Source organism: Novosphingobium sp. PhB55, assembly GCF_004368805.1.
Classification (GTDB): Bacteria; Pseudomonadota; Alphaproteobacteria; order Sphingomonadales; family Sphingomonadaceae; genus Novosphingobium.
Genome location: NZ_SODQ01000003.1, coordinates 402,770 through 428,367, shown reverse-complemented (window position 1 = coordinate 428,367; position 25,598 = coordinate 402,770). Strand labels below are relative to the sequence as shown.

General features: G+C 66.4%; 32 protein-coding genes and 1 tRNA gene. 10 read left to right on the top strand and 23 right to left on the bottom strand.

Translation table 11 applies throughout. The features are described 5' to 3' along the window. Positions 1-5: 5 nt before the first annotated feature. A complete protein-coding gene (locus tag EDF57_RS09530; RefSeq protein ID WP_134094014.1) occupies positions 6-791 on the top strand; it encodes an SDR family oxidoreductase in 786 nt (261 codons plus the stop codon). A 9-nt stretch (positions 792-800) separates the two neighbouring features. On the opposite strand, the gene EDF57_RS09525 is transcribed toward EDF57_RS09530, so the two are convergent. The 3 genes from EDF57_RS09525 to EDF57_RS09515 form a co-directional block, all read right to left on the bottom strand. After that, positions 801-1,928: a GGDEF domain-containing protein gene (locus tag EDF57_RS09525; protein ID WP_134094013.1), complete on the bottom strand. Its 1,128-nt coding sequence runs from the start codon at positions 1,926-1,928 to the stop codon at positions 801-803. Between the two features lie 167 nt (positions 1,929-2,095). After that, entirely contained in the window at positions 2,096-3,898 is a 1,803-nt protein-coding gene (locus tag EDF57_RS09520; RefSeq protein ID WP_279587439.1) for a diguanylate cyclase, read from the bottom strand. 149 nt (positions 3,899-4,047) lie between these two features. Then, positions 4,048-4,138 (bottom strand) — tRNA-Ser (locus EDF57_RS09515). 132 nt (positions 4,139-4,270) lie between these two features. On the opposite strand from EDF57_RS09515, the gene EDF57_RS09510 reads away from it, so the two are divergent. Further along, on the top strand, positions 4,271-5,272 hold the full coding sequence (locus EDF57_RS09510; protein WP_243840992.1) for a peptidylprolyl isomerase: 1,002 nt from the start codon (positions 4,271-4,273) through the stop codon (positions 5,270-5,272). Continuing rightward, entirely contained in the window at positions 5,269-5,592 is a 324-nt protein-coding gene (locus EDF57_RS09505; protein WP_208324828.1) for a DUF1905 domain-containing protein, read from the top strand. Before EDF57_RS09510 ends, EDF57_RS09505 begins: the two co-directional genes overlap by 4 nt. 15 nt (positions 5,593-5,607) lie before the next feature. Here the strand turns inward: EDF57_RS09505 and EDF57_RS09500 are convergent, their stop codons facing one another. Continuing rightward, positions 5,608-7,701, bottom strand: a complete 2,094-nt coding sequence (locus EDF57_RS09500; protein WP_134094010.1) for a bifunctional (p)ppGpp synthetase/guanosine-3',5'-bis(diphosphate) 3'-pyrophosphohydrolase — start codon at positions 7,699-7,701, stop codon at positions 5,608-5,610. Between the two features lie 301 nt (positions 7,702-8,002). Here EDF57_RS09500 and EDF57_RS09495 point away from each other — a divergent pair, with 301 nt between their 5' ends. Further along, positions 8,003-8,488 carry a hypothetical protein gene (locus tag EDF57_RS09495; protein WP_134094009.1) on the top strand — a complete coding sequence of 162 codons (486 nt, stop codon included), beginning with the start codon at positions 8,003-8,005 and terminating at the stop codon, positions 8,486-8,488. Here the strand turns inward: EDF57_RS09495 and EDF57_RS09490 are convergent. The 3 genes from EDF57_RS09490 to hemF all read right to left on the bottom strand — a co-directional run bounded on the left by EDF57_RS09490 (position 8,482) and on the right by hemF (position 10,879). Further along, complete coding sequence (locus EDF57_RS09490) at positions 8,482-8,871, bottom strand: hypothetical protein (protein WP_134094008.1); 390 nt, start codon at positions 8,869-8,871, stop codon at positions 8,482-8,484. The two genes, EDF57_RS09495 and EDF57_RS09490, sit on opposite strands and share 7 nt — an antisense overlap. Positions 8,872-9,086: 215 nt before the next feature. Then, positions 9,087-9,872, bottom strand: a complete 786-nt coding sequence (locus tag EDF57_RS09485) for an SDR family oxidoreductase (protein ID WP_132268529.1) — start codon at positions 9,870-9,872, stop codon at positions 9,087-9,089. Between the two features lie 113 nt (positions 9,873-9,985). Next, positions 9,986-10,879, bottom strand: coding sequence for an oxygen-dependent coproporphyrinogen oxidase (hemF, locus tag EDF57_RS09480; protein WP_134094007.1), 894 nt, complete (start codon positions 10,877-10,879; stop codon positions 9,986-9,988). A gap of 59 nt (positions 10,880-10,938) precedes the next feature. Here hemF and pdeM point away from each other — a divergent pair, with 59 nt between their 5' ends. Together pdeM and infC are read left to right on the top strand one after the other, a co-directional pair. After that, positions 10,939-11,655 carry a ligase-associated DNA damage response endonuclease PdeM gene (pdeM, locus tag EDF57_RS09475; RefSeq protein ID WP_134094006.1) on the top strand — a complete coding sequence of 239 codons (717 nt, stop codon included), beginning with the start codon at positions 10,939-10,941 and terminating at the stop codon, positions 11,653-11,655. Between the two features lie 234 nt (positions 11,656-11,889). Then, a complete protein-coding gene (gene infC, locus EDF57_RS09470; RefSeq protein WP_132268524.1) occupies positions 11,890-12,411 on the top strand; it encodes a translation initiation factor IF-3 in 522 nt (173 codons plus the stop codon). A gap of 157 nt (positions 12,412-12,568) precedes the next feature. On the opposite strand, the gene EDF57_RS09465 is transcribed toward infC, so the two are convergent. From EDF57_RS09465 to hisB, 16 genes are all read right to left on the bottom strand, one after another. Next, the gene (locus EDF57_RS09465; protein WP_132268522.1) at positions 12,569-13,102 is read right to left on the bottom strand and encodes a J domain-containing protein; all 534 of its coding nucleotides are present in this window, start codon (positions 13,100-13,102) and stop codon (positions 12,569-12,571) included. A 172-nt stretch (positions 13,103-13,274) separates the two neighbouring features. Beyond that, a complete protein-coding gene (gene pal / locus EDF57_RS09460) occupies positions 13,275-13,808 on the bottom strand; it encodes a peptidoglycan-associated lipoprotein Pal (RefSeq protein WP_243840978.1) in 534 nt (177 codons plus the stop codon). Between the two features lie 150 nt (positions 13,809-13,958). Beyond that, on the bottom strand, positions 13,959-15,374 hold the full coding sequence (gene tolB, locus EDF57_RS09455) for a Tol-Pal system beta propeller repeat protein TolB (protein WP_132268520.1): 1,416 nt from the start codon (positions 15,372-15,374) through the stop codon (positions 13,959-13,961). After that, on the bottom strand, positions 15,371-16,324 hold the full coding sequence (locus EDF57_RS09450) for a hypothetical protein (RefSeq protein WP_134094005.1): 954 nt from the start codon (positions 16,322-16,324) through the stop codon (positions 15,371-15,373). The genes tolB and EDF57_RS09450 overlap by 4 nt, the downstream gene beginning before the upstream one ends. A gap of 14 nt (positions 16,325-16,338) precedes the next feature. After that, entirely contained in the window at positions 16,339-16,797 is a 459-nt protein-coding gene (locus tag EDF57_RS09445; protein WP_134094004.1) for an ExbD/TolR family protein, read from the bottom strand. Continuing rightward, positions 16,797-17,507: a protein TolQ gene (tolQ, locus tag EDF57_RS09440; RefSeq protein ID WP_132268514.1), complete on the bottom strand. Its 711-nt coding sequence runs from the start codon at positions 17,505-17,507 to the stop codon at positions 16,797-16,799. Before tolQ ends, EDF57_RS09445 begins: the two co-directional genes overlap by 1 nt. Continuing rightward, positions 17,504-17,968 carry a YbgC/FadM family acyl-CoA thioesterase gene (locus EDF57_RS09435; protein ID WP_134094003.1) on the bottom strand — a complete coding sequence of 155 codons (465 nt, stop codon included), beginning with the start codon at positions 17,966-17,968 and terminating at the stop codon, positions 17,504-17,506. Before EDF57_RS09435 ends, tolQ begins: the two co-directional genes overlap by 4 nt. Positions 17,969-18,144: 176 nt before the next feature. Further along, a complete protein-coding gene (locus tag EDF57_RS09430) occupies positions 18,145-18,522 on the bottom strand; it encodes a histidine triad nucleotide-binding protein (protein ID WP_132268511.1) in 378 nt (125 codons plus the stop codon). A gap of 35 nt (positions 18,523-18,557) precedes the next feature. Then, positions 18,558-18,884, bottom strand: coding sequence for a phosphoribosyl-ATP diphosphatase (locus tag EDF57_RS09425; RefSeq protein ID WP_134094002.1), 327 nt, complete (start codon positions 18,882-18,884; stop codon positions 18,558-18,560). 63 nt (positions 18,885-18,947) lie between these two features. Further along, positions 18,948-19,118, bottom strand: coding sequence for a PEP-CTERM sorting domain-containing protein (locus EDF57_RS09420; protein ID WP_166675222.1), 171 nt, complete (start codon positions 19,116-19,118; stop codon positions 18,948-18,950). A 148-nt stretch (positions 19,119-19,266) separates the two neighbouring features. Then, positions 19,267-20,028, bottom strand: coding sequence for an imidazole glycerol phosphate synthase subunit HisF (gene hisF, locus EDF57_RS09415; protein ID WP_134094001.1), 762 nt, complete (start codon positions 20,026-20,028; stop codon positions 19,267-19,269). 4 nt (positions 20,029-20,032) lie between these two features. Then, entirely contained in the window at positions 20,033-20,278 is a 246-nt protein-coding gene (locus tag EDF57_RS09410; protein WP_132268505.1) for a hypothetical protein, read from the bottom strand. After that, positions 20,275-21,003 (bottom strand): 1-(5-phosphoribosyl)-5-[(5-phosphoribosylamino)methylideneamino]imidazole-4-carboxamide isomerase, encoded by a 729-nt coding sequence (gene hisA, locus EDF57_RS09405; RefSeq protein WP_132268503.1) that lies wholly within the window; start codon positions 21,001-21,003, stop codon positions 20,275-20,277. The genes EDF57_RS09410 and hisA overlap by 4 nt, the downstream gene beginning before the upstream one ends. A 1-nt stretch (position 21,004) precedes the next feature. Continuing rightward, positions 21,005-21,643, bottom strand: a complete 639-nt coding sequence (hisH, locus tag EDF57_RS09400) for an imidazole glycerol phosphate synthase subunit HisH (protein ID WP_134094000.1) — start codon at positions 21,641-21,643, stop codon at positions 21,005-21,007. Then, entirely contained in the window at positions 21,640-21,933 is a 294-nt protein-coding gene (locus EDF57_RS09395; RefSeq protein WP_134093999.1) for a YciI family protein, read from the bottom strand. Before EDF57_RS09395 ends, hisH begins: the two co-directional genes overlap by 4 nt. Then, positions 21,933-22,535 (bottom strand): imidazoleglycerol-phosphate dehydratase HisB, encoded by a 603-nt coding sequence (hisB, locus tag EDF57_RS09390; protein ID WP_132268497.1) that lies wholly within the window; start codon positions 22,533-22,535, stop codon positions 21,933-21,935. Before hisB ends, EDF57_RS09395 begins: the two co-directional genes overlap by 1 nt. Before the next feature lie 201 nt (positions 22,536-22,736). On the opposite strand from hisB, the gene EDF57_RS09385 reads away from it, so the two are divergent. From EDF57_RS09385 to EDF57_RS09370, 4 genes are all read left to right on the top strand, one after another. Beyond that, the gene (locus tag EDF57_RS09385) at positions 22,737-23,237 is read left to right on the top strand and encodes a ClpXP protease specificity-enhancing factor SspB (protein WP_132268771.1); all 501 of its coding nucleotides are present in this window, start codon (positions 22,737-22,739) and stop codon (positions 23,235-23,237) included. Positions 23,238-23,271: 34 nt separating this feature from the next. Continuing rightward, positions 23,272-23,751 (top strand): hypothetical protein, encoded by a 480-nt coding sequence (locus EDF57_RS09380; protein WP_134093998.1) that lies wholly within the window; start codon positions 23,272-23,274, stop codon positions 23,749-23,751. 94 nt (positions 23,752-23,845) lie between these two features. Continuing rightward, positions 23,846-24,499 carry a guanylate kinase gene (gene gmk, locus EDF57_RS09375; protein ID WP_132268493.1) on the top strand — a complete coding sequence of 218 codons (654 nt, stop codon included), beginning with the start codon at positions 23,846-23,848 and terminating at the stop codon, positions 24,497-24,499. Between the two features lie 174 nt (positions 24,500-24,673). Beyond that, positions 24,674-25,489: a hypothetical protein gene (locus EDF57_RS09370; RefSeq protein WP_243840977.1), complete on the top strand. Its 816-nt coding sequence runs from the start codon at positions 24,674-24,676 to the stop codon at positions 25,487-25,489. The last annotated feature ends 109 nt before the right edge of the window (positions 25,490-25,598 follow it).

The following is a 25,598-nucleotide window of genomic DNA, read 5'->3' as shown; positions in this document are numbered from 1 at the left end:
TTGCAATGACATTTTCACTCGACCAGTTCCGCCTCGACGGCAAAGTGGCGGTCGTCACCGGCGCGGGCGGACGCGGCAATTCCATCGGCCGTGCCTATGCGCTTGGCCTTGCCAATGCCGGCGCTTCGATCGTCGTGGCCGACCTTAATGGCGATGGTGCCAAGGCCGTGGCGGAGGAGATCGTCGCGGCGGGCGGCAAGGCCGTGGGCGTGCAGGTGGACGTTGCCGACGAAGCCTCCACCCTGGCCATGGGCGCCGCTGCCAAGGAAGCCTTCGGCGGCGTCGATATCCTCATCAACAACGCCGCGCTGATGGTCGACGTCAGCTACGACAATTGCGAGACCATCGGCCTCGACGCCTGGAACAAGGCTTTCGCGGTGAACCTCAACGGCGCACTGCTTTGCGCCCGCGCGGTAATCCCCTCGATGCGCGAGCGCGGCGGCGGGCGAATCGTCAACCAGACTTCGGGCGGTGCTTTCCCGGCAACCGGGCTTTACGGCATCACCAAGCTCGCCCTCGTTGGCCTGACCACCTCGCTGGCCAAGCAGTTCGGCAAGGACGGCATCACCTGCAACGCCATCGCGCCGGGCAATGTCACCTCGGACGCGGGCAAGATGCTGGTCCCGGACGATTCGCCGTTCATCCAGTTCCTCAACATGACTTGCGCGCTCAGGGCACGCGGCGCGCCGGACGAACTGGTCGGCACGGCCTTGCTGCTGTGCTCGGACGCAGGCGCGTGGATTTCCGGCCAGACCATCCATGTCGATGGCGGCTGGGTGCTGCGCCCCTGAACGCGGCGATCAGCGGAGTTCCCTGACCTCGAGGTCGCGGCACGCCTTGGCCCGATAGAGCGAGCGATCCGCGCGGACGATCACGTCGTCGATCCGCCGGTCGTCCGCTTCCACGGCGGCAAGCCCCATGCTCACGCTCCAGCGGTCGGTGAGAGCCCCGCTCATTTCGAGACGGCGGCGCAGGCGCGTCATGAAGCCCTCGGGATCGCGGCATTCCACCGGCAGCAGCACCAGGAACTCGTCGCCGCCCAGTCGCGCGGCCTGGCCCGCGTGTTCACCGGCCAGCGCAGCCGCCTCGCGGCCCAGGCTTATGAGCACCTGGTCCCCCGCGCCGTGGCCGTGGCGGTCGTTGATGGCTTTGAAATGGTCGACGTCGATGGCGATGACCGCCGCGCCGGGGCGCAGGAAGCGCAGCGCCACCTGCTCCAGCCCCGCCCGGTTCCAGCAACCCGTCAGCGGATCGCGCAAAGCAGCGGCGCGCAGGGCCCGCTGGACCTGCTCGACGGGAATCGCCAGCAGCGCCAGATTGAGCACGCCCAGCAGCACCTGGTCCGAAAGCAGCGCCAGGAGCGCCACGAGGTTCTTCCCCGGCAGCTCGAAGAACATGCCGCAGATCGAGAGCGCATATCCGGGAAGATATCCCAACATCGCCAGACCGGCGAGGCGCCGGCCCACCGAGCGCCGCGCGCCGTGACCGAAGGCCAGTATGAATCCGGCCAGACCCATGGAAATCGCCAGCCCCGCCGCATCGCAGACGCTCTGCCCGCGCTCGGTTCGCGCCATCCAGCCCAGCGCATCGAGCATGCCCGGCAGAACGTGGCCGAGGACCGCGCTGGCCACCGGCACGATCATCCACCAGCGCCAGGGCCGCCCGCCTTCCAGCGCATAGACACCGGCGACCGGAAGCGCCTGAGTCAGTCCCAGCACGGCATAGATCGCCATGCTCGCCGCCAGCGAATCGCGCGGAGCGGCGGTAAAGGCATAGAGCACGGCGGTGTAGAGAAATGACGAGAGCGCCCAATGGACGAAATGCCGCGCGGATCGGTCCCGCAACCAGAGCACGCCGAACACGAACCCGAAGGCGCTCGACGACAGCATGCTGCACAGGCGGAGGGTATCGACGTCGGGAAAGGTCATCGGACTCGCTTGGATCGAGAGCAGCCCAATGCCATGCAATGGTTAACAATCGTCTCCGCAGTATGCACCGCAACCCACCGCCGTCTCGCCTCGTTCGATCTGGACAAGGTAAAGGGCCGGCCTTGGGTAAAGGGCCGGATCCTCACGGCGAGGCACCGGGATAGCTGTCAGCCGGTCTGGCGCAGCAGGTTCCGTCCCTCGTCCTTGGCCTGGTAAAGCGCGCGATCGGCGCGGCCCATGAGTTCCTCGCGGTCGATATTGCCCTTGAGCGGGCTGAGGCCGATGCTCACCGTCACCTTCTGAAGGTCGAGCGGCTCCCAATCGATGGCCTCGACGGTGCGGCGCACGCGCTCGGCCACGGCGAAGGCCATCTCCGCGTCGGTGGCCGGCAGGACGATCAGGAATTCCTCGCCGCCGATCCGGCCTACGAGGTCCGATCCCCGGATCGCCAGGGCGCAGACTTGCGCGACGCGGCGGATCACCTGATCGCCCACGGCATGGCCGAAACGGTCGTTGATCTGCTTGAAGCGGTCGATGTCCAGCACGGCGATGGACAGCGGCCCGCCCAGGACGGCGGCCTTGGCGATCTCGGTATCGAGGAAGGACAGAACCTTGCGGCGATTGGCGATCTCGGTCAGCGAATCGGTTTCGGCCAGATGGATCGCCTCGTCCGCTCGGGCTTCGGCGCGCGCCCGCGCGCTCGCAAGTTCCATTGCCGCAAGCACGCGGTTGGTCACGTCCTGGAAGATGCCGAAGATCGCGCCGGGCTTGCCATCCTCGCGCAGTTCCACTTCGCTGCAGCTGTAGACGTAGCGGATTTCCCCGTCCGAGCGCACGATTCGCGCTTCGAAATCGAGAGGCTCCAGCGATTCCAGGCTCTGGGCCAGCTTGTCCTGCACCAGCGACCGGTCTTCGGGGTGGTAGAAGTTCATCGCCGTGTCCAGCGCCGGATGCGTACTGGCTTCAAGGCCGTGGATGCGGAACACCTCTCCCGACCAGAACAGCCGCTGCTCGGCCAGTTCGAGCCGCCAGTGCCCCACTTTGGCAATGCCCTCCGACATCTCGAGCCAGCGCTTGCCGCGCTCCACTTCCGCGAAGCTGCGGTCGCGCATGGCCATCAGCGCGGCCAGGGGCAGCGCCGAGACCAGCAGGGTGAAGAGGTAGAACTGGAAGAACAGCACTTCCAGTTCCGTGTCCCTATGCGCGCTCAGAAGGCTGATCGACCCGCGACCCTGCCAGATCGCCACGGAACCGATCGCCGCAATGATCAGGATGCTGCAGGTGGCCCCGGTCGCGCCCAGGAAATAGGTCGCGAACAGCACGCCGAGCAGGGGCAGGAACAGCAGCGGATAGCTCGATTGCGTGAAGACCGCCGCCGCCAGGAACGTGACCAGCACCAGCACGACCGCCGTGCTGCCGGCATGGCTGCTCGTCTTCGTCGGTCCGCCGGGGCCGGGGTGAGCGAAGTTCATGATCAGCGGCACCACGATCATGATGCCCAGCGCGGCCGTCGTCAGCCAGGAGACGAACATGTGCCCGAAGCCATTCCCGATCAGCAGGGCGGCGATCGCCGCGCTGACCGAGGCAGCCAGGATCGCGGCAAAGCAGAAACGCAGGATGGCGGCGATATGGAAGAAGGAATCGTTGCGCCGCTCGATGTCGCGCATGATCCAGAAGGCGACCAGCGCCTCGATCACGTTGGCGGCCGTCTGTCCCAGCGCGAGCAAGGGCAGTCCGCTCCAGGTGAAGTTGGCGAGGAAGCTGGCCGCGGTCAGCGACAGCAGCACCCATCGCCTCTCGCCGGGCTGCGCCAGCAGGAGTGCGGCCACGGCCACGCCGCTGGCCGGCCAGACGGTGGCGATACCGTCGGCCCCCCTCGTCAACTGAAGAGCTATGGCGGCGAGGACGAAATAGAAGAGGCCCGCCAAGACCGCGACCAGAATCGTCCTACGGAGATTACTGCTACCCACATTCCGGAGATAGCCGTCCGCTCGAACGATTTCGACCGAATAACGCAGAGATGGAGATTTTTCGGTGCGCCGATCCGGGACATGTCCCGGCGATCCGCCTGCTTGACCCGAAGGTCCGTTTCACATTCGCAGGTAGGATCGAGAACAGATGGCGGAGCGGGAGGGATTCGAACCCTCGATACGCTTTTGGCGTATACTCACTTTCCAGGCGAGCGCCTTCGACCACTCGGCCACCGCTCCGCATGCACTGGTAAGGCGGGCGCCCTAGCCTGCGTTGCAGGGTTTCGCAAGCCGTCTCGGCATGCCATCACGCTCTCGATGCGAAAATTCTTTTCAGCCCTCGTGGTTTCCGCCCTTTTGTCCACTCCGGGCATGGCCCAGGACGCCCCCGCAGCGCGGACGCCGAACGATATCGTCGCGGGCGCACCGGCCGGGGACTGGGTGAGGATCGCGCCGTCCGACCTCTTGGTCATGGACCTCGCCCCGGATCCTTCCGGCAAGGCGCGGCGGGTGGTGATCCAGCTGATCCCGGCGCCTTTCTCGCAAGGCTGGGTCGGGAATATCCGCAGGCTCGTGGCGGCGCGCTGGTACGACGGGATCGCCGTCGTGCGGGTCCAGGACAACTACGTGGCGCAATGGGGCGATCCCGAAGGGGAGAACCCGGCAAAGGCCAAGCCACTGCCCAAGGGGCTCGCGGTTGTGCGCGAGGATTATGCGGCGAAGGTCAAGACCTCCGTCCTTCACCTCGACAAGACCGGAAGCCGGGACAGCGCCCGGCTCGACCTTGTTCTGAATGACGGCGGCAGGAACACCGCCCGGCCCATGCTCGGCGACCGGGATGCTTATGCCCAGCGCACCTTGTTCGTCGATGGCTGGCCGGCGGCCATGGGAGAGCGCGGGCCTGCAGATAGCGCAAGCCCCGCCGGGAACCCGGACGTCTTTTCGCAGCGAGAGGCCTCGCTCTGGCCGATCCACTGCTACGGCTATGTCGGCGTGGGCCGGAACAACGCGCCCGACACCGGCACCGGCGCCGAGCTTTACGCCGTGATCGGCCACGCGCCGCGACAGCTCGACCGGAACGTGGCCATTGTCGGCCGCGTCATCTCGGGTATCGAGAACCTCTCCGCCCTGCCGCGCGGCACCGGCGAGATCGGCTTCTACAAGACCCCTGCCGAGCGCGCGGCGATCCGCTCGGTTCGCCTGGGCAGCGAGATGCCCGGCCTGCCCGCTTACGAATATCTCTCCACCGATAGCCGCAGCTTCGCCGCCTATGTGGACAAGCGCGCGAATCGGCAGGACGATTTCTACGTTCATCCCGCCGGCGGGGTAGACGCCTGCAACGTGCCGGTGCCGATCCGCGAGGCAGCACAGTGATCCCGACCGAGCAGCTCGACCACACCGGCCTGCTCTGGCGCTGGACCGGCGGCGCCAACAGCGGCACCTGGCACTTCCTTACCATCGACGGGGCGGCGGGCGAGGCCCTTTCGGGCACGGCGGTGATGCGCAAGCTGGAAGGCACGGCCCGCGGCTTCGGCTCGCTGAAGGTCAAGGCCCGGATCGGCGAGACGCATTTCGCCACCTCCGTTTTTCCCAGCAAATCGGACGGAGGCTGGCTGCTGCCGGTGAAAGCCAGCGTGCGCCGCGCCGAAGGGCTGGCGGAAGGCGACGAGGTGGAGGTCAGCCTGGAATACTGACCTCCCTCGCAGCCGTCAGATGCGGGAGGCTTCCGCTACCGCCTCGCTGGCGCGCAAGGCGCTGACGATGCGGGTAAGGTGGGCCAGGTCGCTGACTTCCAGGTCCACCTCGTACGTGCCGAAAGGCTCGTCGCGGTGGACCATCTGCAGGTTGGTGACGTTGGCGCGGTTGGTCGCCAGGATCTGCGTCACTTCCGCCAGCGTGCCCGGACGGTTGTAAAGCACCAGGCTCAGGCGGCCGACGGCGCCCGTGGTGCGTTCCCCCCAGGAGAGGTCCAGCCAGTCCACATCGGCGCCATTGGCCAGGGTGAAGCAGTCGATCGCATGGACTTCCACCTTGTGATCGGGACGGCGGATGCCGACGATGCGATCTCCGGGAACGGGATGGCAGCATTCGCCCAGCTCGAAGCCGACGCCGGGGGTGAGGCCGCGGATCGAGATCGCACGCTCGGTATGAGCCCATTCGCCATCGTCGGGGAGTTCGGCGGTACTGCCCGGCACCAGCGCCTCCATCACTTGTCGGTCGGTCAGGCGGGCGGAGCCGATGGCAAACATCAGGTCTTCCTCGTCGCGCATTTCCAGGCGCTGGATGGCGCCGTCGATGGCCTTCTTGCCGATGCGGCCCGGCAGGCGGCCGACGATCTCGTCCAGCAGCTTGGCGCCGATCTCCGAGACTTCCTGCCGCTCCTTGGCCCGAACCGCACGGCGGATCGAGGCGCGAGCCTTGCCGGTGACGACGAAACCCAGCCACGAGAGCTGCGGCTCGGACGTGGGGCTCTTGATGATCTCCACCACGTCGCCATTGGCGAGCTGGGTGCGCAGCGGCATGTGGCGCCCGTTGATCTTGGCACCCACCGTGGCATTGCCGAGATTGGTGTGAACGGCATAGGCGAAGTCCACCGCCGTCGAACCCTTGGGCAACTGGAACAGCGCGCCCTTGGGCGTGAAGGCGAAGATGCGATCCTGGTAGATCGCCATCTTGGTATTTTCGAGCAGTTCCTCGGCATCGTGGCTGGCATCGACAATCTCGATGAGGTCACGCAGCCAGCCGACCTGCCCGTCGGGACGGGAACCGCCCTGCTTGTAGGCCCAGTGCGCCGCCAGGCCGAACTCGTTGAGGCGGTGCATGTCGCGCGTGCGGATCTGAACTTCCATCCGCATCGAACGCTCGAAGATCAGCGCCGTGTGCAGCGACTGGTAGCCGTTCGACTTCGGCGTGGAGATGTAGTCCTTGAACCGCCCGGGGATCATCTGCCAGGTCTGGTGCAGCACACCGAGCGCCTTGTAGCATTCGTCGACATTGTCCGTCAGGACGCGGAAGGCCATGATGTCGGTGATCTGCTCGAAGGTCACATGCCGCTCGGCCATCTTGCGCCAGATCGAGTAGGGATGCTTCTCGCGTCCCGAAACCTCGACATTCAGGCCCGCTTCCGCCAGCGCCTGCTTGATGGACAGCGCAATGGCGTCGACCTGCCCGCCCTCCTCGCTGCGGATCTGCGCGAGACGGCCGGTGATCGTGGCATAGCCCTCCGGCTCCAGCTGCTCGAAAGCGAGCATCTGCATCTCGCGCATATATTCGTACATGCCCACGCGCTCGGCCAGCGGGGCATAGATATCCATAGTCTCGCGGGCGATGCGGCGGCGCTTGTCCTCCTTCTTGATGTAGTGGAGGGTCCGCATGTTGTGCAGCCGGTCGGCCAGCTTGACGAGGAGGACGCGCAAGTCCTCGCTCATCGCGAGCAGGAACTTGCGCAGGTTCTCGGCCGCGCGCTCGTTCTCGGTCATCACGTCGATCTTGGAGAGCTTGGTGACGCCGTCCACCAGCCGGGCCACGTCCGGGCCGAACAGCTTCTCGATCTCCTCAATCGTCGCCAGCGTGTCTTCCACGGTATCGTGGAGCAACGCGGTGATGATCGTCTGCTGATCGAGCTTCAGCTCGGTCATCAGGCCCGCCACTTCCACCGGATGGCTGAAGTAGGGGTCGCCCGAGGCGCGCTTCTGGGTGCCGTGCTTCTGTACGGTATAGACGTAGGCACGGTTGAGCAGGGCCTCATCGGCCTGGGGCGCGTATTCCTTCACGCGTTCGACAAGTTCGTACTGGCGCAGCATTCCCGGACTTCATGTCAGGATTTTTCGCGGCGCGGCAAGAGGCCGAGTCTTCACATGCAGATTATGCAACGAAACTGTGACATTGGCACCACCTCGTTTTCGAGCCCACGACGGCGAGTATGACGCCGGCGGGCGAGCAATCGATTCCATCGGAATTCCCCGGTGTCTGCGGTTAAGCCGCGGGGAACATGACCTGCGGCACCATCGCGCCGGGACTGCGCCGAACCCTGGAAAGAGATTTTCCGCCGTCTGGAAGCGCCGGAGCCGCCGTCCCTCCGATTCGAAAGCACGAGAGGCAGCCATGGCGAGCGAAATGGAAACGGCGATCTATGCGGCCCTGCTGGGCATGACCGATTCGGAGCTGGTGGAGGCCGCCCTGCTGCCGCCGCGTCCTTGCGCCCCCGATCACCTGCCGCGCGCGCCGCGCCTGCGCACCCTGATCAGTGCCACGCTGCTGCGCGACATGCTGCCCGCGCAGACCATCATCGTCCGCAACGTCTCCGAACGCGGCATGTGCCTTGCCTGCAAGGGCGCCTTCGGGAACGGCGGCTACCAGGCCCTGCCGCTCGGCGACGAGATCGTCTGCATCCGCCTGCCCGAGAATGTCGAGCATCTCGCCCAGGTCCGCTGGGTGGAAGGCCATGCCTTCGGGGTCGAGCTGTTCTGCACGCTGGATGTCGAAGCGCTTGGCGCTGCCAATCGGCGGCGCAATGTCCACTTCCTGCATATGCTGGAGCCGGACGGTGCCGCGACGGCGATGGGCGACGGGGCCGTCCGGGATCAGTAGTACTTGAAGGCGGTGATCACCCCGCCGCGGGTGTCGCACTTGAAGGTCTTCTTCACCGTCTTGGTGGTTCCGTCCTTCTTGCGCAGCACGACATCGACGAGCGCCCGCACCGAGGCGCGGTCGTCGCTCTTCTTGTCGGTGTCTTCCACCTGGCGCATTTCCACGTCCACCGCGCCCAGCTTTGCGCCCCGAGCCTTGGCCTCGGTCATGCAGGCGGCCACGGCCCGGTCGCGCGCATCGGCTTCGGAGGGGACTGCAGGGGCCGCAGGGGCTGCCGGCGCCGCGGGCGGCGTCGGATCCTGGCTCCAGGCACGCGGCACGATGGCACAGGCCAGCAGGAGGAAGCTGGCGCCGCTGAAGACTTTCCAAGACTGATCCTGCATGAGCCTCTCCCTCTCGCTGCCACAGCGGCAACGAGGGAGGATCATGCGCGCAGGATGGCAGCTACCCTATCGGGGCAAATACCGAGACGGCCTGATGGCTTCCCCTATCGCCGGCCACCGGCCGAGCCCCCTATCGGCCGGGGTGGTCCAGGCGCCCGAACGAATCAGGCGCCTGAGCCGGTCAAGCACTCGGGCCGATCAGGCGCCCAGGCCGATCAGGCAATGGTCGGCAGGATGCCGCCCTCGGCCCGGATCGCCGCACCGTTGGTGACGGCCGCCAGCGGGCTGGCCAGGAAGGCGACCATGGCAGCAACCTCGTCCGCCTCGATCAGGCGGCGAATCAGCGAGAGCGGGCGCAGCTTGGTGAAGAATTCCTCTTCGCGCTCCGCTTCGGAGGCGTCCTTGTTCTCCACCACCGAGCGGATGAACTCGACGATCCCTTCCGACCGCGTGGGCCCCGGCAGCACCGAGTTCACGGTAACCTGCGTGCCGCGCGTGGCGTCCGCCATGCCGCGCGCCACGGCCAGTTGCGCCGTCTTGGTCATGCCGTAGTGGACCATCTCACCCGGCGTCATCAGGCCGCTCTCGCTGGAGATGAAGATCACCCGCCCCCAATCGCGCTCCAGCATGCCCGGGAAATAGTGGCGCGAAAGCCGGATCCCGCTGAGGACGTTGACGTCGAAGATCTCGCGCCATTCCTCGTCGGTGATTTCCACGAAGGGGCGCGCTTCGTAAATGCCCAGGTTGTTGACCAGGATGTCCACCTGGGGAACCGCCTCCGTCAGCGCCCTGGCGCCTTCGGCCGTCGCCGGGTCGGCCAGCACGGCACGCACTTTGCCCAGCTGGCCCACGGTATGGGCAGCGGCATCGAGCTTGGCCTGGTTGCGGCCGGTGACGATGACTTCGGCGCCTTCCGCCGCCAGCTTCGCGGCGATGGCAAGGCCGATGCCGGCGGTCGATCCGGTTACGAGCGCAGTCTTTCCGGCGATCTTGAGATCCATGAAGCTATCCTTCTTGCAAACTTGCGGTGTCGGGGCGCTAGATAGGGGAAAGAATGAAAGCCGATTAGGACCGCTTCAAGCCGGTCAGCTTTGCTTGCGGCGCACAGATGCGGTCAGGACCAGGTGGCTTCGGGCGGCAGGCTCATGAGGATCGCGTCGATATTGCCGCCGGTCTTCAGGCCGAACAGCGTGCCCCTGTCGTATACCAGATTGAATTCGGCATAGCGACCGCGCCATTCCAGCTGCACGGCCTTGTCACCGGCGGTGAAGTCCAGGCCCATGCGCCTGCGCACCAGGCGCGGGAACACCGCCAGGAAAGCCTCTCCCACGGCGCGGGTGAAGGCGAAGTTCGCCTCCCATCCCGCCGCGTCGGCGCATTCGAGGTGGTCGTAGAAGATGCCGCCGACACCGCGATGGACCTTGCGGTGCGGGATGTAGAAATAATCGTCCGCCCAGGCCTTGTAGCGATCATAGTAGCCCGCCCCGTGCGCATCGCAGGCCGCCTTTAGCTCGGCGTGGAATTCTTCCGTATCCTGCGCATAGGGGATCGGCGGGTTGAGATCGGCGCCGCCGCCGAACCAGGCCTTGGTCGTCGTGAGGAAGCGCGTGTTCATGTGCACGGCCGGGACGTGAGGATTGGCCATATGCGCGACCAGACTGATGCCCGTGGCCGAAAAGGCGTTCTGCTCGGCCGAGGCGCCGTTGATCGTGCCGGCAAAGTCCTTCGACAGTGCCCCGACGACGGTGGAGACGTTCACGCCGACTTTCTCGAAGACCTTGCCCTTCATCAGCCCGCGCGTGCCACCGCCCGTCTCGGCACCGGCCTCGCCTTCCCCGCGGCCCTCCACTGCAGCGCGCTGCCAGGGGGTATATTCGAAAACCGCCGAAGACCCCGCCTCCCGCTCGATCGCCTCGAACTCGGCGCAGATACGGTCGCGCAGGGTTTCGAACCACGCGCGGGCTCGGCCGGTTTGGTCATTCCAGTCTTGGGCAATCCTGTCGGTCATCGCATTTCCTCTTCCGCCGGGCGCTTGCCAAATCGCACGGCCTGCGGCAAGGGAAAGCCATGGTTCCCTTTTCGTTCCTTTCACAGGAGTTGCAACTGGTCCCGCCGCCCGCCGGGTCTCCGGCCGGTTCCGGGGCCGCGCGGGGCGCCGCGCTCTACTGGCCGCGCGAACAGGCGCTGCTGGTGGCGGACCTGCACCTGGAAAAGGCCAGCTATTTTGCCCGGGGCGGGCAGATGCTCCCTCCCTACGACAGCCGCGAGACGCTGGAACGTATCGCGCTAGCGGTACGGCAGACCGGCGCGCGCCGGGTTTTCGCGCTGGGGGACAACTTTCACGACAGCAAGGGGACCGAGCGGCTCGATCCCCATGCCGCCGGAATGCTGGGCGCTCTCACCCGCGCGCTCGACTGGGTGTGGATCACCGGCAACCATGACCCCCATCTCGGCAGCGAGGCTGGCGGCACGCGGGTAGAGGAAATCGAAGTTTCGGGTATCGCCCTGCGACACGAGGCGCGGCCGGGTACCACCGGCCCCGAACTGTCGGGCCATTTCCACCCGCGCCTGATCATCAACGCCCGCGGCCGGCGAATCGCGCGGCCTTGCGTGGTCCACAGCGGCAATCGATTGATCCTGCCTGCTTTCGGCGCCCTGACGGGCGGTATGGACGCCGCCGATCCGGCGATCCTCAAGGCCCTGCAACCAGCGCGAGAGATCGACGCGATTCTCTCGGCAAAGGACCAGCTGCTGCGCTACCCCCTCTGGCGCGCGGCCGCCTGAGTACCTATATGCACTTTCGGTCGATCCGAGGGCCGAACAGAAACGGCCATCCGGTCGTTGTTTGCGGCACCGGCCCACTATCGGGCGTGAGCCCGGACAAGACACTTTAGGCGTCCTATAGATTTCCTTGAAATCGTGCTTTGCGTGTCGACGCGATTCGCATTAATGACGCCTCCACTCGCCTAGCGACAGAAACGATTCAGGAGAACGCTTATAGCACCCCCACCCCGGCGCATGATGACGCCACCGGTCAAGAGTGGCCCGCGCTACAATAACATGATCCAGTCGGACAAGGTCCGGGTTATCGACCAGGACGGCGAGAACATCGGCGTCATGTATACGCGCCAGGCGATCGAACAGGCGGCCGAAGTCGGCCTCGACCTGGTTGAGGTCTCGCCCAACGCGGATCCGCCGGTGTGCAAGTTCCTGGATGTCGGCAAGTTCCGGTACGAGGCCCAGAAAAAGGCCAATGCCGCGCGCAAGACCCAGAAGACGCAGGAGATCAAAGAGATCAAGATGCGTCCGAACATCGACGATCACGACTACGACACGAAGATGCGCAACGTCCATCGGTTCATTCTCGATGGCGACAAGGTGAAGGTCACCCTGCGCTTCCGCGGTCGTGAGCTTTCGCACCAGCAGTTGGGCATGAACCTGCTGCGCAAGGTGCAGGAAGACGTCGCGGATATTGCCAAGGTTGAAGCCTATCCGCGCATGGAAGGCCGCCAGATGCTGATGGTGCTTTCGCCCAAGTAAGCATTCGGCCCGTCATTCACGGCAAAAACACGAAGAGCGCGCCGCAAGGCGCGCTCTTTGTCTATGGGCCGCATGTTGTTTCTGGGCCGCATGGTCATGGCCGTCCCGATGATGAATGACCGGGATCAGCCGTGAACCGCGCCCGGCTTCCCGGCTCTCAGCCCTTCCACTCCCGGCGCTCTTCCGCCGCGCGCAGGACTTCATAGGCCAGCTGGTAGGTCTGGAACGCCTTGGCCGCCTCGGGATCGTTGGGCTTCACATCGGGGTGCACTTCCTTGGCCTTCGTCCGCCAGGCCCTGCGCACCGCATCGAACTCCGCATCGGGATCGAGACCCAGCGCTTCCAGCGCGCGCAATTCGTCGCGGCTGCGCGAACCGTCGCCGGAGCCTCCCCAGCCATAGTGCGCTGATTCCTTGAAACCCGCGCTCTCGGTGCGCTCGTCCGATTCCCGGCGCGCTGCCTCTTCGGCGTCGAGCCCGGCGAAATAGTCCCACCCCGCGTTGTATTCCGCGGCGTGCTTCTGACAGAAGTACCAGCGATCCGGGCTGTTCGGGCTTTTGGGCGCGGGGCAATTGCCGGGCTCGGTGCAACCATGCCGATCGCACAGACGCACTTGCGCAGCCTCGCGCGAGCTGCCGTAGCTGCGCCAGCGCGGGAAACCCCAATCCATCGATCGACCTGCGCGACTCATTCGAAGGGCGATACCTGCCGACCCGAAGCCAATGCAAGTGCGTAAGGCTCAAGGTCCATGCGGGAATTCCGGTTCCAGCCGCCCGGTAGCCGGGAATCGCGCGGATCCCTCATGCAAAAGGCCCGGCTCGCCATCGCGAACCGGGCCTTCTTCACATCTTGCGACCGAGCGATCAGTCTACCGTGACGGTAACCGCGCGGCGGTTCTGGGCCCAGGAGGCTTCGTCCGAACCCAGAGCGATCGGGCGTTCCTTGCCATAGCTCACGGTGTTCAGGCGCGAGGCGTCGATGCCCAGGCTGATGAGGTAGTTCTTGGCCGCATTGGCGCGGCGCTCGCCCAGGGCGAGGTTGTATTCGCGGGTGCCGCGTTCGTCGGCATGGCCTTCGATCGTGGCGCGCTTGCTCGGGTACTGCTGCAGCCACTGGGCCTGCTTCGACAGCGCCGCCTGGTCAGCCGAATCGACGGTATCTTCGTTCAGCTGGAAGTAGATGGTGTCCGAACCCATCATGCGGGCCACGAAATCGGCCTGGCTGCCCGGCTGCGGGCCGCTGGGCGGCGGCGTGGTCTGGGTGGTGGTGGCCGGGCCCGGCTCGGGCGGCAGTTCCTTGGGTGCCTTGGACGCGCAAGCCGACATGGCAAGGGCCCCGGCGAGGAGGAGCATTGTCGATCCGGTCTTCACATGACGGGGGTACATGAGGGCAGGCATGAGGCAATCTCCTATCGTGCGCAGCCAATTATGAATGGCCTGCGTAGTTTGAAGTTCCGATTAATTTATTACCCTGTCAACCTGAACGAACGCCCCGTCTTGGGCACGTCGTCCAGGCAGATCTGACAGGGCGCTGGTCTCAGAGGGTAATCAGGGGCGAACGGGGCCCCATGCCGGGTCCGAGGCACCCACCGGGGTCGGCAGCCTGCGCTCGTTGCGGCCGGTGAGATCGACCTGCCAGATGGAGGCCGTTCCCGCCGTCTTCGCGGTACGGAAGAACTGGATGATGCGGCCGTTGGGCGACCAGGTCGGCGCTTCGTCCTGCCACGAATCCGTGAGGTGGCGCATGCCGCCGCCGTTCGGGTTCATGACGGCGATACGCAAGTTGCCGGCAACATGGGTGAAAGCGATCTGGTCGCCGCGCGGGCTCCATTCGGGCGTGGCCGAGCGGCCGCCGAAGAAGCTGATGCGGCGCTGGTTGGAGCCATCCGCGCCCATCACATAGATCTGCTGGTTGCCCGAGCGGTCGCTCTCGAACACGATCTGGCTGCCGTCGGGCGAATAGGACCCGCCGATCGAGATGCCCGGCGTGTTGGTCAGGCGCTGCGGCGTGCCGCCGCCGGCCGACGAGATGCGATAGATGTCGGTATTGCCGCCCGAAGCCATCGAATAGAGCACCCACTTGCCGTCAGGCGACCAGCGCGGCGCCATCGTGGGGTTGCCGGTGCGGGCGATCAGCTTCTGGGTGTTGCTGCCCAGGTCGTAGACATAGATGCTCGGCTGCCCGTTGAGGTAGGACAGATAGAGGATCTTCGAATAGTCCGGTGAATAGCGAGGGGTCAGCGCGGTGGACTGGCCGCTGGTCAGGTAGCGGTGGTTCGCGCCGTCCGAATCCATGATCGCCAGGCGCTTCATGCGATGGTCCTTGGGACCGGTCTCGGCGATATAGGCGATCTTGGAATCGAAGAACGGGCTCTCGCCCGACAGGCGCGAATAGACCATGTCGGCGCACTTGTGCGCGGCGCGGCGCCAGTCCGAAGGCGGAACCTGCCAGCCGCCCTTCACGAGCTGCTGCTTCAGCGCCACGTCGTAGAGATAGCAGCCCACCGTGAGCTGGCCGCCGGCGCCGGCACGGACATAGCCCTGCACCAGCATGTCGGCGCTGCGGGCCGACCATACCGGAAAGTCCGGGGTCTGGATCTGGGCATAGACCGGCTGCGGCAGACCGTCCGGGCCCGAGGGCTTGAACAGGCCGTTGTTCTTGAGATCCGCGGCGACCACTTGCGACAGCGCCCGGCCGAGTGCGGCGGTGGAGCCGGCATTGGTGCCGGTGGGCACGTCGGCATCGGTCGCGAAGGTGGTGATGGCGATGCCGAGGTCCTGCCAGTCGCTATCGTCCGAGACGGTCACCTGAAGGCCGCCATCCTCGTCGGCAGGCGCGGCAGGCGCGCCGGGCGCCGCGGGAGCGGGCTGGACGGGCGTTGCCGGCGGGGCGCTCTGCGCGAGAGCTGCCACGGAACCGGAAAGCAGCAGGCCAAATGCAGCAAGGTGGATGATCTTTTTCATTGCGATAGCCTTCTGTCGAAGTTGGTCGTGATGACCTTCCAACCGTTGTAGAGGTCTTCCGGCAGATTGAACGGGGCGGCAAGTTTCACGGCGCGGATCGCCTGTTCCTGGTGCCGCTGGACTTGCGCCGAGTTGGCCGCGTTCTGGCCGGTCGTGCGCAGGACCTGCGGCTCCCCGTCGAGGCTACCATCCTTGTTGAGGCGGAAGCGCACGGTCGTCACCAGAAGTTCCGCATCGGCGCCTTGCGGGGCCGCCCAGTGCGGCTTGAGCTGGCGGCTGATCGCGCCGTTGAGCGCGGAAACCGCTGCCGGGCCGAGCGCCGCGGCCGGCTGGCCCTTGCCCTGCGTCGAGGTGGCACCCGAAACGCCCGACAGGAAGTCGGCGCCAACGCGGCTGCCGCCTGCCTTCTTGGGCGGCGTGGTGGCCTTGCTCGCGGACGAACCGGGCTTGCCGACGATCCGGTCGATCGCGCTGTCACGGCTGGCGGGCGCCTTGGGTGCGGGCTTGGCCGGAGCCTTCTTCGGCGGCGCGGGCTTTTCGGCGGGCTTCGGCGGCGCCGGCTTGGGGGGCGCAGGCTTCGGAGCAGGCTTCGGAGCGGGACGCGGCGCAGGCCGAGGTTGGGGCGGCTGCGGGCGCGGCGCGGGCGCCGGCGGCACCGGCGCGGGCTGCGGCTCCGGACGGGGCTGAGGTTGAGGCTCGGGAGCGGGAGCCGGCGGCGGGGCCGCTTCGCCCAGTTCTGGCGCCATGTCCGGCGCGGCCTGGCTATAGGGGTCGGGCGAGGTGGACGTCATGCCCACCTGGTCGCTCAGTGTCACTTCGATGCGCTCAGGCGGCTTCACCACCTCGTTCTGCGCCGGACGCAGCACCATCACCGCCAGCACCGCCACATGCAGTGCGACAGCCAGCGTAAGGCCCAGCCCTTCGTCCTTGCGCAATCCCAGCATTGCCATCGTGCCAGCCTAACTCAGCCGCCTGAACCGCTGCTGACACCCGTCACCAGCGAGATCGACGTGAATCCGGCGTGGTTGAGTTCCCCCATCACGTCGATCACCCGGCCATAGTCGAGCGCCTTGTCGGCGCGCAGGGTGACTTGCGGCTTGCGGCCATCGGCACCGTCCGGAACCGAAGCGAGACGTTCCGCCAGTTCGCCCGGCGCCAGTGCATCGGTCTCGTAATAGATCGTGCCGTCGCGCTGGACCGAGATCGTGATCTGGTCCTGCTCCTCGTTCATGGCCTTGGCGCGGCTGTCGGGCAGCTCGATCGGCACCGCGGCCTTGAGCAGCGGCGCAGTGACCATGAAGATGATCAGCAGCACCAGCATGACGTCGACCAGCGGCGTCACGTTGATTTCGGCCATGGGGGTACGTCCGCCGCCGCTACGGCGCCCGCCTCGCCTGCCGCCGCCGGATAGGCCCATGCCCATCAGCGCTGCTCCAGCTCACGCGTGAGCGCGGAGTGCAGGCGATCGGCGAAGCGCTGCAGGCGCGATTCGAACAGGTTCACGCGGTGCGAGAAGCGGTTGTAGGCGATGACCGCCGGAATGGCCGCGAACAGGCCGATGGCGGTGGCGAACAGTGCTTCGGAAATGCCGGGGGCAACCACGGCGAGCGAGGAGTTCTGCTGCTGGCCGATCTGGAAGAAGCTGTTCATGATGCCCCAGACGGTCCCGAACAGGCCCACGAAAGGCGCCACCGAGCCCACGGTCGCCAGGAAGTTCAGCCGGTTGGAGATGCGGTCGCTCTCCTCGCCGACCGAGGAGGTCATGGCCAGGCCGATGCGCTCGCGCGCGCCTTCGGGGTCGAACTTGGGCATGGCGGCATTGCGGCGCCATTCGGCCAGGCCCGCGCCGGCGACTTTGCCCATCGGCACGTCACCGCGGCGGCGTTCCTTCTGGTAGGCCTCGAAGTTCTGGGCTTCCCAGAAGCCTTCCTCGTAATCCGCGCATTTGCGGTTGAGGCTGCCGATGCGCAGCATGAAGCTGATGATGATGGCCCAGACCCAGACGCTCGCCAGGATCAGCCCGGCCATGATCGCCTGCACGACGATATCGGCGTGGAGGAACAGTTTTACCGGATTGAGGTGATCGGAATCACTGCCGATGGTCACGGCAGAGGCGAGCAGTTCGAACGTCATTCTAGTCCTCTCGGATGCTCTTGCATGAGCGAGGCGAAAGCATGTTGCCAGGCGGCGGGCTGTTTGCGCGGTCGTCCTTCAGGACTGATGAACCCGACCTTTACCGTGGCTTCGGCAAGGCGAATTTCTCCGCGCCGCACGACTTGCCGCAGGGTGCAGCTCACCCTTCCGACCTGAAGCGCGTGAGTGTCGATCACGACCGCGTCGCCGAGGCGCGCGGGCGAGAGGTAGCGGATATTCACTTCCGCCACGGTGTAGAGCCCCTCCCCGGCCTCCAGCGCGGCGCGCTGGTCTATGCCGAGCAGGTCGAGCAGGTCGGAGCGGGCCCGTTCCATCCAGCGGATATAGCTGGCGTGATAGACCACGCCGCCGGCGTCGGTGTCCTCATAGAACACACGGAGCGCATAGCGGTGGGTCGGTCCATCGAGGACGCCGCTGGGGGGAAGAGGGTCGCTGCTCATGCCACCGGAATGTGTAGCGGGCGAGACCGGCAGCGCAATCCGTTCGTCGCACTTATCCCGCGCGTGCGGGCGGATGGACGGTTAATTGCGTCGTAATTGTCGGATTTGTCGTTGCCTGGCGTCGGCATGGTCCCGGATCGGGTCCGGGACCATGTGCAGACTTCCCGATCCGCGCCTTACTCCGCGATCATCTGGAAGAACTGGCGGCCGCCGAAGATGTGGACGTGAAGATGCGGCACTTCCTGGTGGCCATTGGTGCCCATGTTCACCATCAGGCGGTAGCCCGGCTCGTCGAGTTCGAGCTGGCGCGTCACATGGCCGACCGCCCGCATGAAGCCGGCGATTTCCGCATCGTCGGCATTGGCGGTGAAGTCGTCCCAGGACACATGAGCGGCCTTGGGGATCACCAGCACATGGACCGGCGCCTGCGGGCGGATGTCGTTGAAAGCAAGCGCGAATTCGTCTTCGTAGACTTTGTCGCAAGGCAGCTCGCCGCGCAGGATCTTCGCGAAGATATTGTTATCGTCGTAGGGCAGCTTGGGGTCGATCGGCATGGGGTTCTCCCGGAGATGCGAATACGGGCGAGCATTCAGTCCGCGGCGCGAGCAGCCTTCTCGGCAATGCCGGAGATGCCTTCGCGGCGGTCGAGTTCGGCCAGCACGGCCGCGAAAGGCACGTCGCGCGCGCCCAGCAGGACCATGAGGTGGAAAATCAGGTCCGAGGCTTCGCCCACCAGCGCCTTGTCGTCCTCGGTCAGGGCGGCGATCACCGTTTCGGTGGCCTCTTCGCCCAGCTTCTGCGCGATCTTGCCCAGCCCCTTGGCATGCAGTTTGGCGACATAGCTGCTGTCGGGATCGGCGGCGCGGCGCGCGGCGATCGTCGCTTCGAGGCGGGCGAGAGTGTCGGGGCTGCTCATGCCATGCCCATGCGACGCGCGGGCGGCAGGGTCAAGGCCGGCCCGACATGCGCGGGCCGGCGATCAGTCCGGGCGCTTGGAGGAAAAGCGGCGGCCGATCGCCACGCCGGTGACGCCCAGGGCCAGGAGGAACAGTCCGCTCGGCTCCGGCAGGCGCGTGGCGTCGGCGGCGAAAGCCGGCAGGGGAACGAGGACCATCGCCGCAAAAGCGGGCAGGCAGCGGTAGCGAGGCACGGGGGGCTCCTGCGGGGGGACTGTTGACAGGACCCATGGCAGGCCTGCCGGGAACGGCAAGGGATGATCGGGGCCTGTCCCGATCCGGGGCATGATCGGATGGGTCATTTCCGTACGGCCGTCCCAAAGGACGCCCAGGCATCCGCCCTCACCCGCGCGCGGGCAATCCCGCCGCGCGCAGCGCCGCATGGGCCTGCGCGATCGAGTGCTTGCCGAAATGGAAGATCGAGGCCGCCAGCACGGCACTGGCCTTGCCCTCGGTCACGCCCGCCACGAGATGATCGAGATTGCCCACCCCGCCGCTGGCGATCACCGGCACCGAGACGCTGTCCGCGATCAGCCGGGTGAGGTCGAGGTCGTAGCCGCTCTGCGTGCCATCGCCGTCCATCGAGGTGACGAGCAGCTCGCCCGCGCCGTAGTCCGCAAGCTTCACCGCGTGTTCGAGCGCGTCGATCCCGGTCGCCTTGCGGCCGCCGTGAGTGAATATCTCCCACTTTCCGGGCGCAACCCTGCGCGCATCCACCGAGGCGACGATGCACTGCGATCCGAACTTCTCGGCGATGTCCGCCACCACTTCCGGCCGCGAGACGGCGGCGGAGTTGACCGCCACCTTGTCCGCGCCGGCCAGCAACAGGGCGCGGGCATCTTCGGCCGTGCGCACGCCGCCGCCGACGGTGAGCGGCATGAAGCAGACTTCGGCCGTGCGCTGCACCACGTCGAGCAGGGTGCCGCGCCCTTCGTGGCTGGCGGAAATATCGAGGAAGCACAATTCGTCGGCCCCGGCGGCGTCATAGGCGCGCGCCTGTTCCACGGGATCGCCGGCATCGACGAGATCGACGAAGTTCACGCCCTTGACCACGCGCCCGTTGGCAACGTCGAGGCAGGGAATGACGCGGATGCGGACGGTCATGGGATCACTCCACCGGCTTGAAGAACAGCAGCACGCAGAACACGCCCACGGTCAGGCACACGGCGAGGTTGAACGCGGTGTAGCCCCAGAACTTGCGCGGGTTCTCCTGAAGCGAGGTTTCCACTTTCGACCGCGCCCGGCTGAACAGCATCAGGCGCGCGCGGCCTTCGCGATAATCGCGCAGGGCATAGAGCGCGCCGGGCACGAAGATGGCCAGCGCCAGGACCGCGACGAGGCGGTTCTCGTTCACGCCTTCTCCGCCATGGCGATCGCGGCGGCCAGGTCCAGGCGGCCGTCGTAGAGCGCGCGGCCGGTTATCACGCCTTCGATGCCGTCACCGGCATGGAGCGCCAGCAGGCGAATGTCGTCGAGGCCCTTCACGCCGCCGCTGGCGATCACCGGCATGTCGGTGCGGCGGGCGAGATCGACGGTGGCGTCGATGTTGCAGCCCTTGAGCAGGCCATCGCGGCCGATGTCGGTGAAGAGCAGGCTGGCCACGCCCGCATCCTCGAAGCGTCGGGCCATGTCCACGATCGAGACGTCGGACACTTCCGCCCAGCCCTCGGTCGCGACCATGCCGTCGCGCGCGTCCACCGCGACGACGATGCCGCCGGGATATTCGCGCGCCATGTCCTTGACGAACTGCGGGTCCTTCAGCGCGGCCGTGCCCATGACGATGCGCGAAACGCCCAGGTCGAACCAGCCGGCCACCGCCTCGCGCGTGCGGATGCCGCCGCCGAGCTGGACATGGCCGGGGAACGCTTCGAGGATCGCTTCCACCGCCTCGCGGTTCTCCGCCCGGCCCGCGAAGGAGCCGTCGAGATCGACGACATGGAGATATTGCGAACCCGCTTCGGCGAAGAGCATGGCCTGCGCGGCGGGATTGTCGCCATAAACGGTGGCGCGGTCCATGTCGCCTTCGGCAAGGCGCACGACCTGGCCCTGCTTGAGGTCGATGGCGGGAAAAACGATCATCTCAGGGCTTCCATTCGAGGAAACGGGAAAGCAGGGCGAGGCCGTAGGCTTGGCTCTTTTCGGGGTGGAACTGCACGCCCACGATATTGTCCTTCGCCACGGCCGCGACCAGGCCGCCGCCATGGTCGGTCATGGCCGCCACATGCGCGCCATCATCGGGCTGGAAGTGGTAGGAATGCAGGAAATAGGCCTCGCCCGGCTCGATCAGGCCCTGTGCCGGGTCCTTGCGACCGAGCGAAACGTCGTTCCAGCCCATGTGCGGGATCTTGATCGCAGGGTCGGTACGCTCGATGCGCTGGACCTGGCCGCCGATCCAGTCGAGCCCGCGCGTCACCCCGTGTTCCAGCCCGCGCGTGGCAAGCAGCTGCATGCCCACGCATATGCCGAGGAACGGCGCCCCGCCGACATGGACGCGCTCGGTCATCGCCTCCACCATGCCGCGAATGCCCCAGAGACCCTCGGCACAGGCGCGGAAGGAGCCGACACCGGGCAGGACGATACGGTCCGCCGCGCGCACCACGTCCGGATTGGCCGTGATCGCGACGTCTTCGGCCCCGGCCGCGCGCAGGGCATTGGCCACCGAGTGCAGATTGCCCGCGCCGTAGTCGATCAGCGCCAGGATCGGGCGGCCTGCCGTCATCCGGCGAGCCCGGCGATGCTGTCGTCAAGGAAGCCGTGCGCCCATTCGATCACTTCGAACTCGGCCACGCCGCCCGCCACGAAAGGATCGGCGGCGGCGAGGATTTCCACCTCGTTGCGATTGCTGCCCTTCGCCAGGATGAGGCCGCCGTCACGCGGGACCTTGCGGCCCCAGCCGAGGAAATGGCCCGCCGCATGATTCGCGCGCAGCCAGGCGACATGATCGGCCAGCAGGCCGTCCACTTCCTCGACGGGGGCGGTGTAGCGAAGCGAGATGATGAAGCTGGCCATCAGAGCGTGTCCTGTCCGAGAATGCCCTTGGTGGAAGGAATCGCCCCGCCCTTGCGCGGGTCGAGTTCCACCGCGGTGCGCATCGCGCGCGCGAAGCCCTTGAAGATGCCTTCGCAGATGTGGTGGTTGTTGGAACCGTAGAGGAGTTCGATGTGCAGGGTGATGCCCACGGCCTGCGCGATCGAGTGGAACCAGTGCTCGACCATCTCGGTATCGAACTCGCCCAGCTTGTCCTGCGTGAAGCCGGCCTTCCAGACCAGGTAGGGGCGGCCCGAAATATCCAGAGAAACGCGGCTCAGGGCCTCGTCCATGGGCGAATGAACGTCACCGTAGCGGCCGATGCCCGCGCGGTCGCCCAGGGCCTGGCTGATGGCCTGGCCGATGGCGATGGCGCTGTCTTCGGTGGTGTGGTGCTGGTCCACATGGAGATCGCCCTTGATGCGGCAGGCGATGTCGATCAGCGAATGGCGGCTGAACTGCTCGATCATATGGTCGAGGAAGCCGATTCCGGTGGAAACCTGATAGGCCCCGGTGCCGTCGAGGTTGACCTCCACGGCGATGTCGGTCTCGTGAGTCTTGCGGGTGATCGAGGCAGTGCGCATGCCAAGGGCCTATAGCCCGCTATGTCAGGGAATCAATTCCGCCCGGCACCAAGTGTGCGCGAAAAGCGTTTTCCAGGTAATCTTTGGTCGCGGCGAATTTTCATGCCCGGCACAAACGACCTAGGGAAAACCCGTCGGAACGTGTTATTTTACGCTTGAACACGCTTGACCGGCACCGGAAGCATGAGCACCAAGGGCGCGATGAACGATACGCCACAAGACAGCCTGATCCCCTACGATGAGATCGTGCAGGAGGCCCTGCGCGCCGTTGTGGGCCGGGTGCTAGGCCAGGTGGAAGCCAGCAATGGCATGCTGCCGGGTACGCACCACTTCTATATCACCTTCAAGACCGGAGCGCCGGGGGTCTCGATCCCTGCCGAGCTGCGGGCGCGGTTCCCGGACGAAATGACCATCGTCCTCCAGAACAAGTTCTGGGACCTGGCGGTGCGCGAAGACGGCTTCACCGTCAGCCTGAGCTTCAACCAGCTCCCGTCCAAGCTGGTGATCCCTTTCGCCGCGATCACCGCTTTCGTGGATCCGGCCGTCGATTTCGGCCTGCAGTTCCAGGCCATGTCCGACGACGACGAGGAAGACGAGCTTTCCGCGCCCGAGAACGATTCGGAACGCGACGTTGCTTCGCGCATTACTCCCAGCGAGGATGGATCGAACGTCGTTTCGGTCGATTTCGGCAAGAAGAAGTAAGGCGGGCAGGAGAAAGCCCGGGAAAGCAAGGTCCATGGGCGTCACCTCGGTTCCGAAGAAAGTCGGCAAAAGCGTCGGCAGCGGCGTGAGCAAGGCCGGAGCGGCGGTCAAGAACACGGCCGCCAAGGCCCGCGCCCGCGCCAACACCTTGCGGGGGCCCAGCCCCAGCACGGCCACCAACCTGGCCATTGCCGACATCGCCCTGCGCAGCGGCACTTTCTTCGCGCGCCGGGCGGTCGAGCACGCACTGCTGGGCAAGCGCTACACCCCGGAAAAGGCCAAGCAGATCCTGCGCGGCCGTTCCTTCACCCAGTCCATGCTCCATACCGCCATTGCCCGCGTGGCCCTGGGCTCCGCGCCCGGTGCGGCGCTGGTGATCGGCGGACTGGCGGCCAAGACGCTCTACGACCGCAGTCGCGCCCGCAAGGCCAGCGTCAAGGGCGAAGCCGAGATCCAGGACATGGCCGAGGACGGCGAAGACGAAACCGGCCTGGTGCCCGACATTCTGGAATGACCTGATCCGGGGCGAAGGGCTTTCCGCTCGCTCCGCGATCCGCTGCCTTCACCTCACCCCTTGATTTGCGCGCCCGGCGGCGGCATCGGGGCACATGGTCAATTCTCCGGACAATCCCGCCGACACGCTCGCCCGGCGCGGCCTCATGCTCATCATGTCCTCGCCTTCCGGCGCCGGCAAGACGACGATCTCGCGCATGCTGCTTGAGCACGATTCGCACATCTGCAACTCGGTGTCCTGCACCACCCGCAAGCCCCGCCCGGGTGAGGTGGACGGCAAGGACTACTTCTTCGTCAGCCAGGCCGAGTTCGACCGCATGGTGGACGAAGGCGAGTTCCTCGAATGGGCGCATGTCTTCGGCCACAGCTACGGCACGCCCAAGGCCCAGGTGAAAGCCGGGCTGAAGGACGGGCAGGACTATCTGTTCGACATCGACTGGCAGGGCACGCAGCAGCTCTACCAGAAGCTGGAGCGCGACGTCGTGCGCGTGTTCCTGCTGCCACCGAGCATCGACGAACTGCGCCGCCGCCTTACCGGCCGGGGCACCGATTCGATGGACGTGATCGCCGCCCGCATGGAACGCGCACGCTCGGAAATCAGCCACTGGGACGGCTACGACTATGTCGTCGTCAATGACGATATCGAAGCCTGCTTCGAGAAAGTGAAGAAGATCCTCGCCGCGGAACGCATGCGCCGCGCGCGCCAGACCGGCCTGATCGGCTTCGTGCGCGAGCTGATGACGCCCTGATCGCGGTATCGGGAAAGCAGCGAGGGTGACGGGCAGCCGCGCGTCGCGCCGCTGCCTCTCCACGCCCTGCCCAGCAGGCGGTCCGGCATTTTTTCCCGTCCGTTCGGGCACCTGCGGGCGTCTGGCGCGTAGATGTGGAACTGGCCCTGCTCGGGCGCGCCACGGGAGAGAGCGATGATGCCGCCACGAAAGTCCGCGATCCGGTCGCTCAGCCTGTCGGGCCTGCCCCTGGCGGGCCTGCTCATGCTGGGTGCCTGCAACGCCGCGCCCGATCGGCAGCCGGCTTCGGAGACACACTCGCAAGCGGTCGCTTCGGACCCGCAAGGCCCCGCAAGCAGCTCGGCCCCGACCTCGGCATCTCCATCGGCTTCGCCTGCTGGATCGCCGACCGCGCTGGCGGAGAACGGCGCGGCCCAGCGCTCCGGCCCGCTCTCCTGCGCGGAGGAACTGGGCGCCACTGCCGCCCAGCGCCGCGCGGATCTGTGCCGCAACGTCTCCCCGGCCACACGCCCCCCCTGCAACGTCGCCAACAGCTGCGCGATGATCGAGGACGAGATCGCCCGCAGCTGCGCCTTGTTCGATTCGAAGGGAGATCCCATGCCGGGATGCCGCCCCGCGCCCAAGAGCAAGGAAGCCGCCGCCGCGGTGGTCGAACGCTATTACTCCGCGCTCAATGCCCGCGACTTCGGGACGGCCTGGCAGCAGTGGGGCGACGACGGCCCGCCGCGCCAGACGATGGCGCAGTTCACGGCCGGCTTCGCCCATACCCGCGCCACCCATGTCGCCATCGGCGCGATGGAGCCTGGCGACGCCGGGGCCGGCTCGGTCTACCAGACGGTGCCCGTCACGGTGGACGCGACGCTGGACGACGGATCGAGCCAGCGGTTCCGCGGCAAGTACGTCCTGCGCCGCGTCAACGGTGTGGACGGGGCCACGCCCGGACAACTGCGCTGGCACATCGATTCCGCCCAGCTTTCGCCGGTCCGCTGAGGCGGAGCCCGAAACCGCCGCCCGCCTGCCCGGAGAGCGCCGGCCTTATGTCCCGCGCTCCCTTCTTACTTGTCCTCGCCCACCGCAGGCTCTACGCGCGCCCGGAACA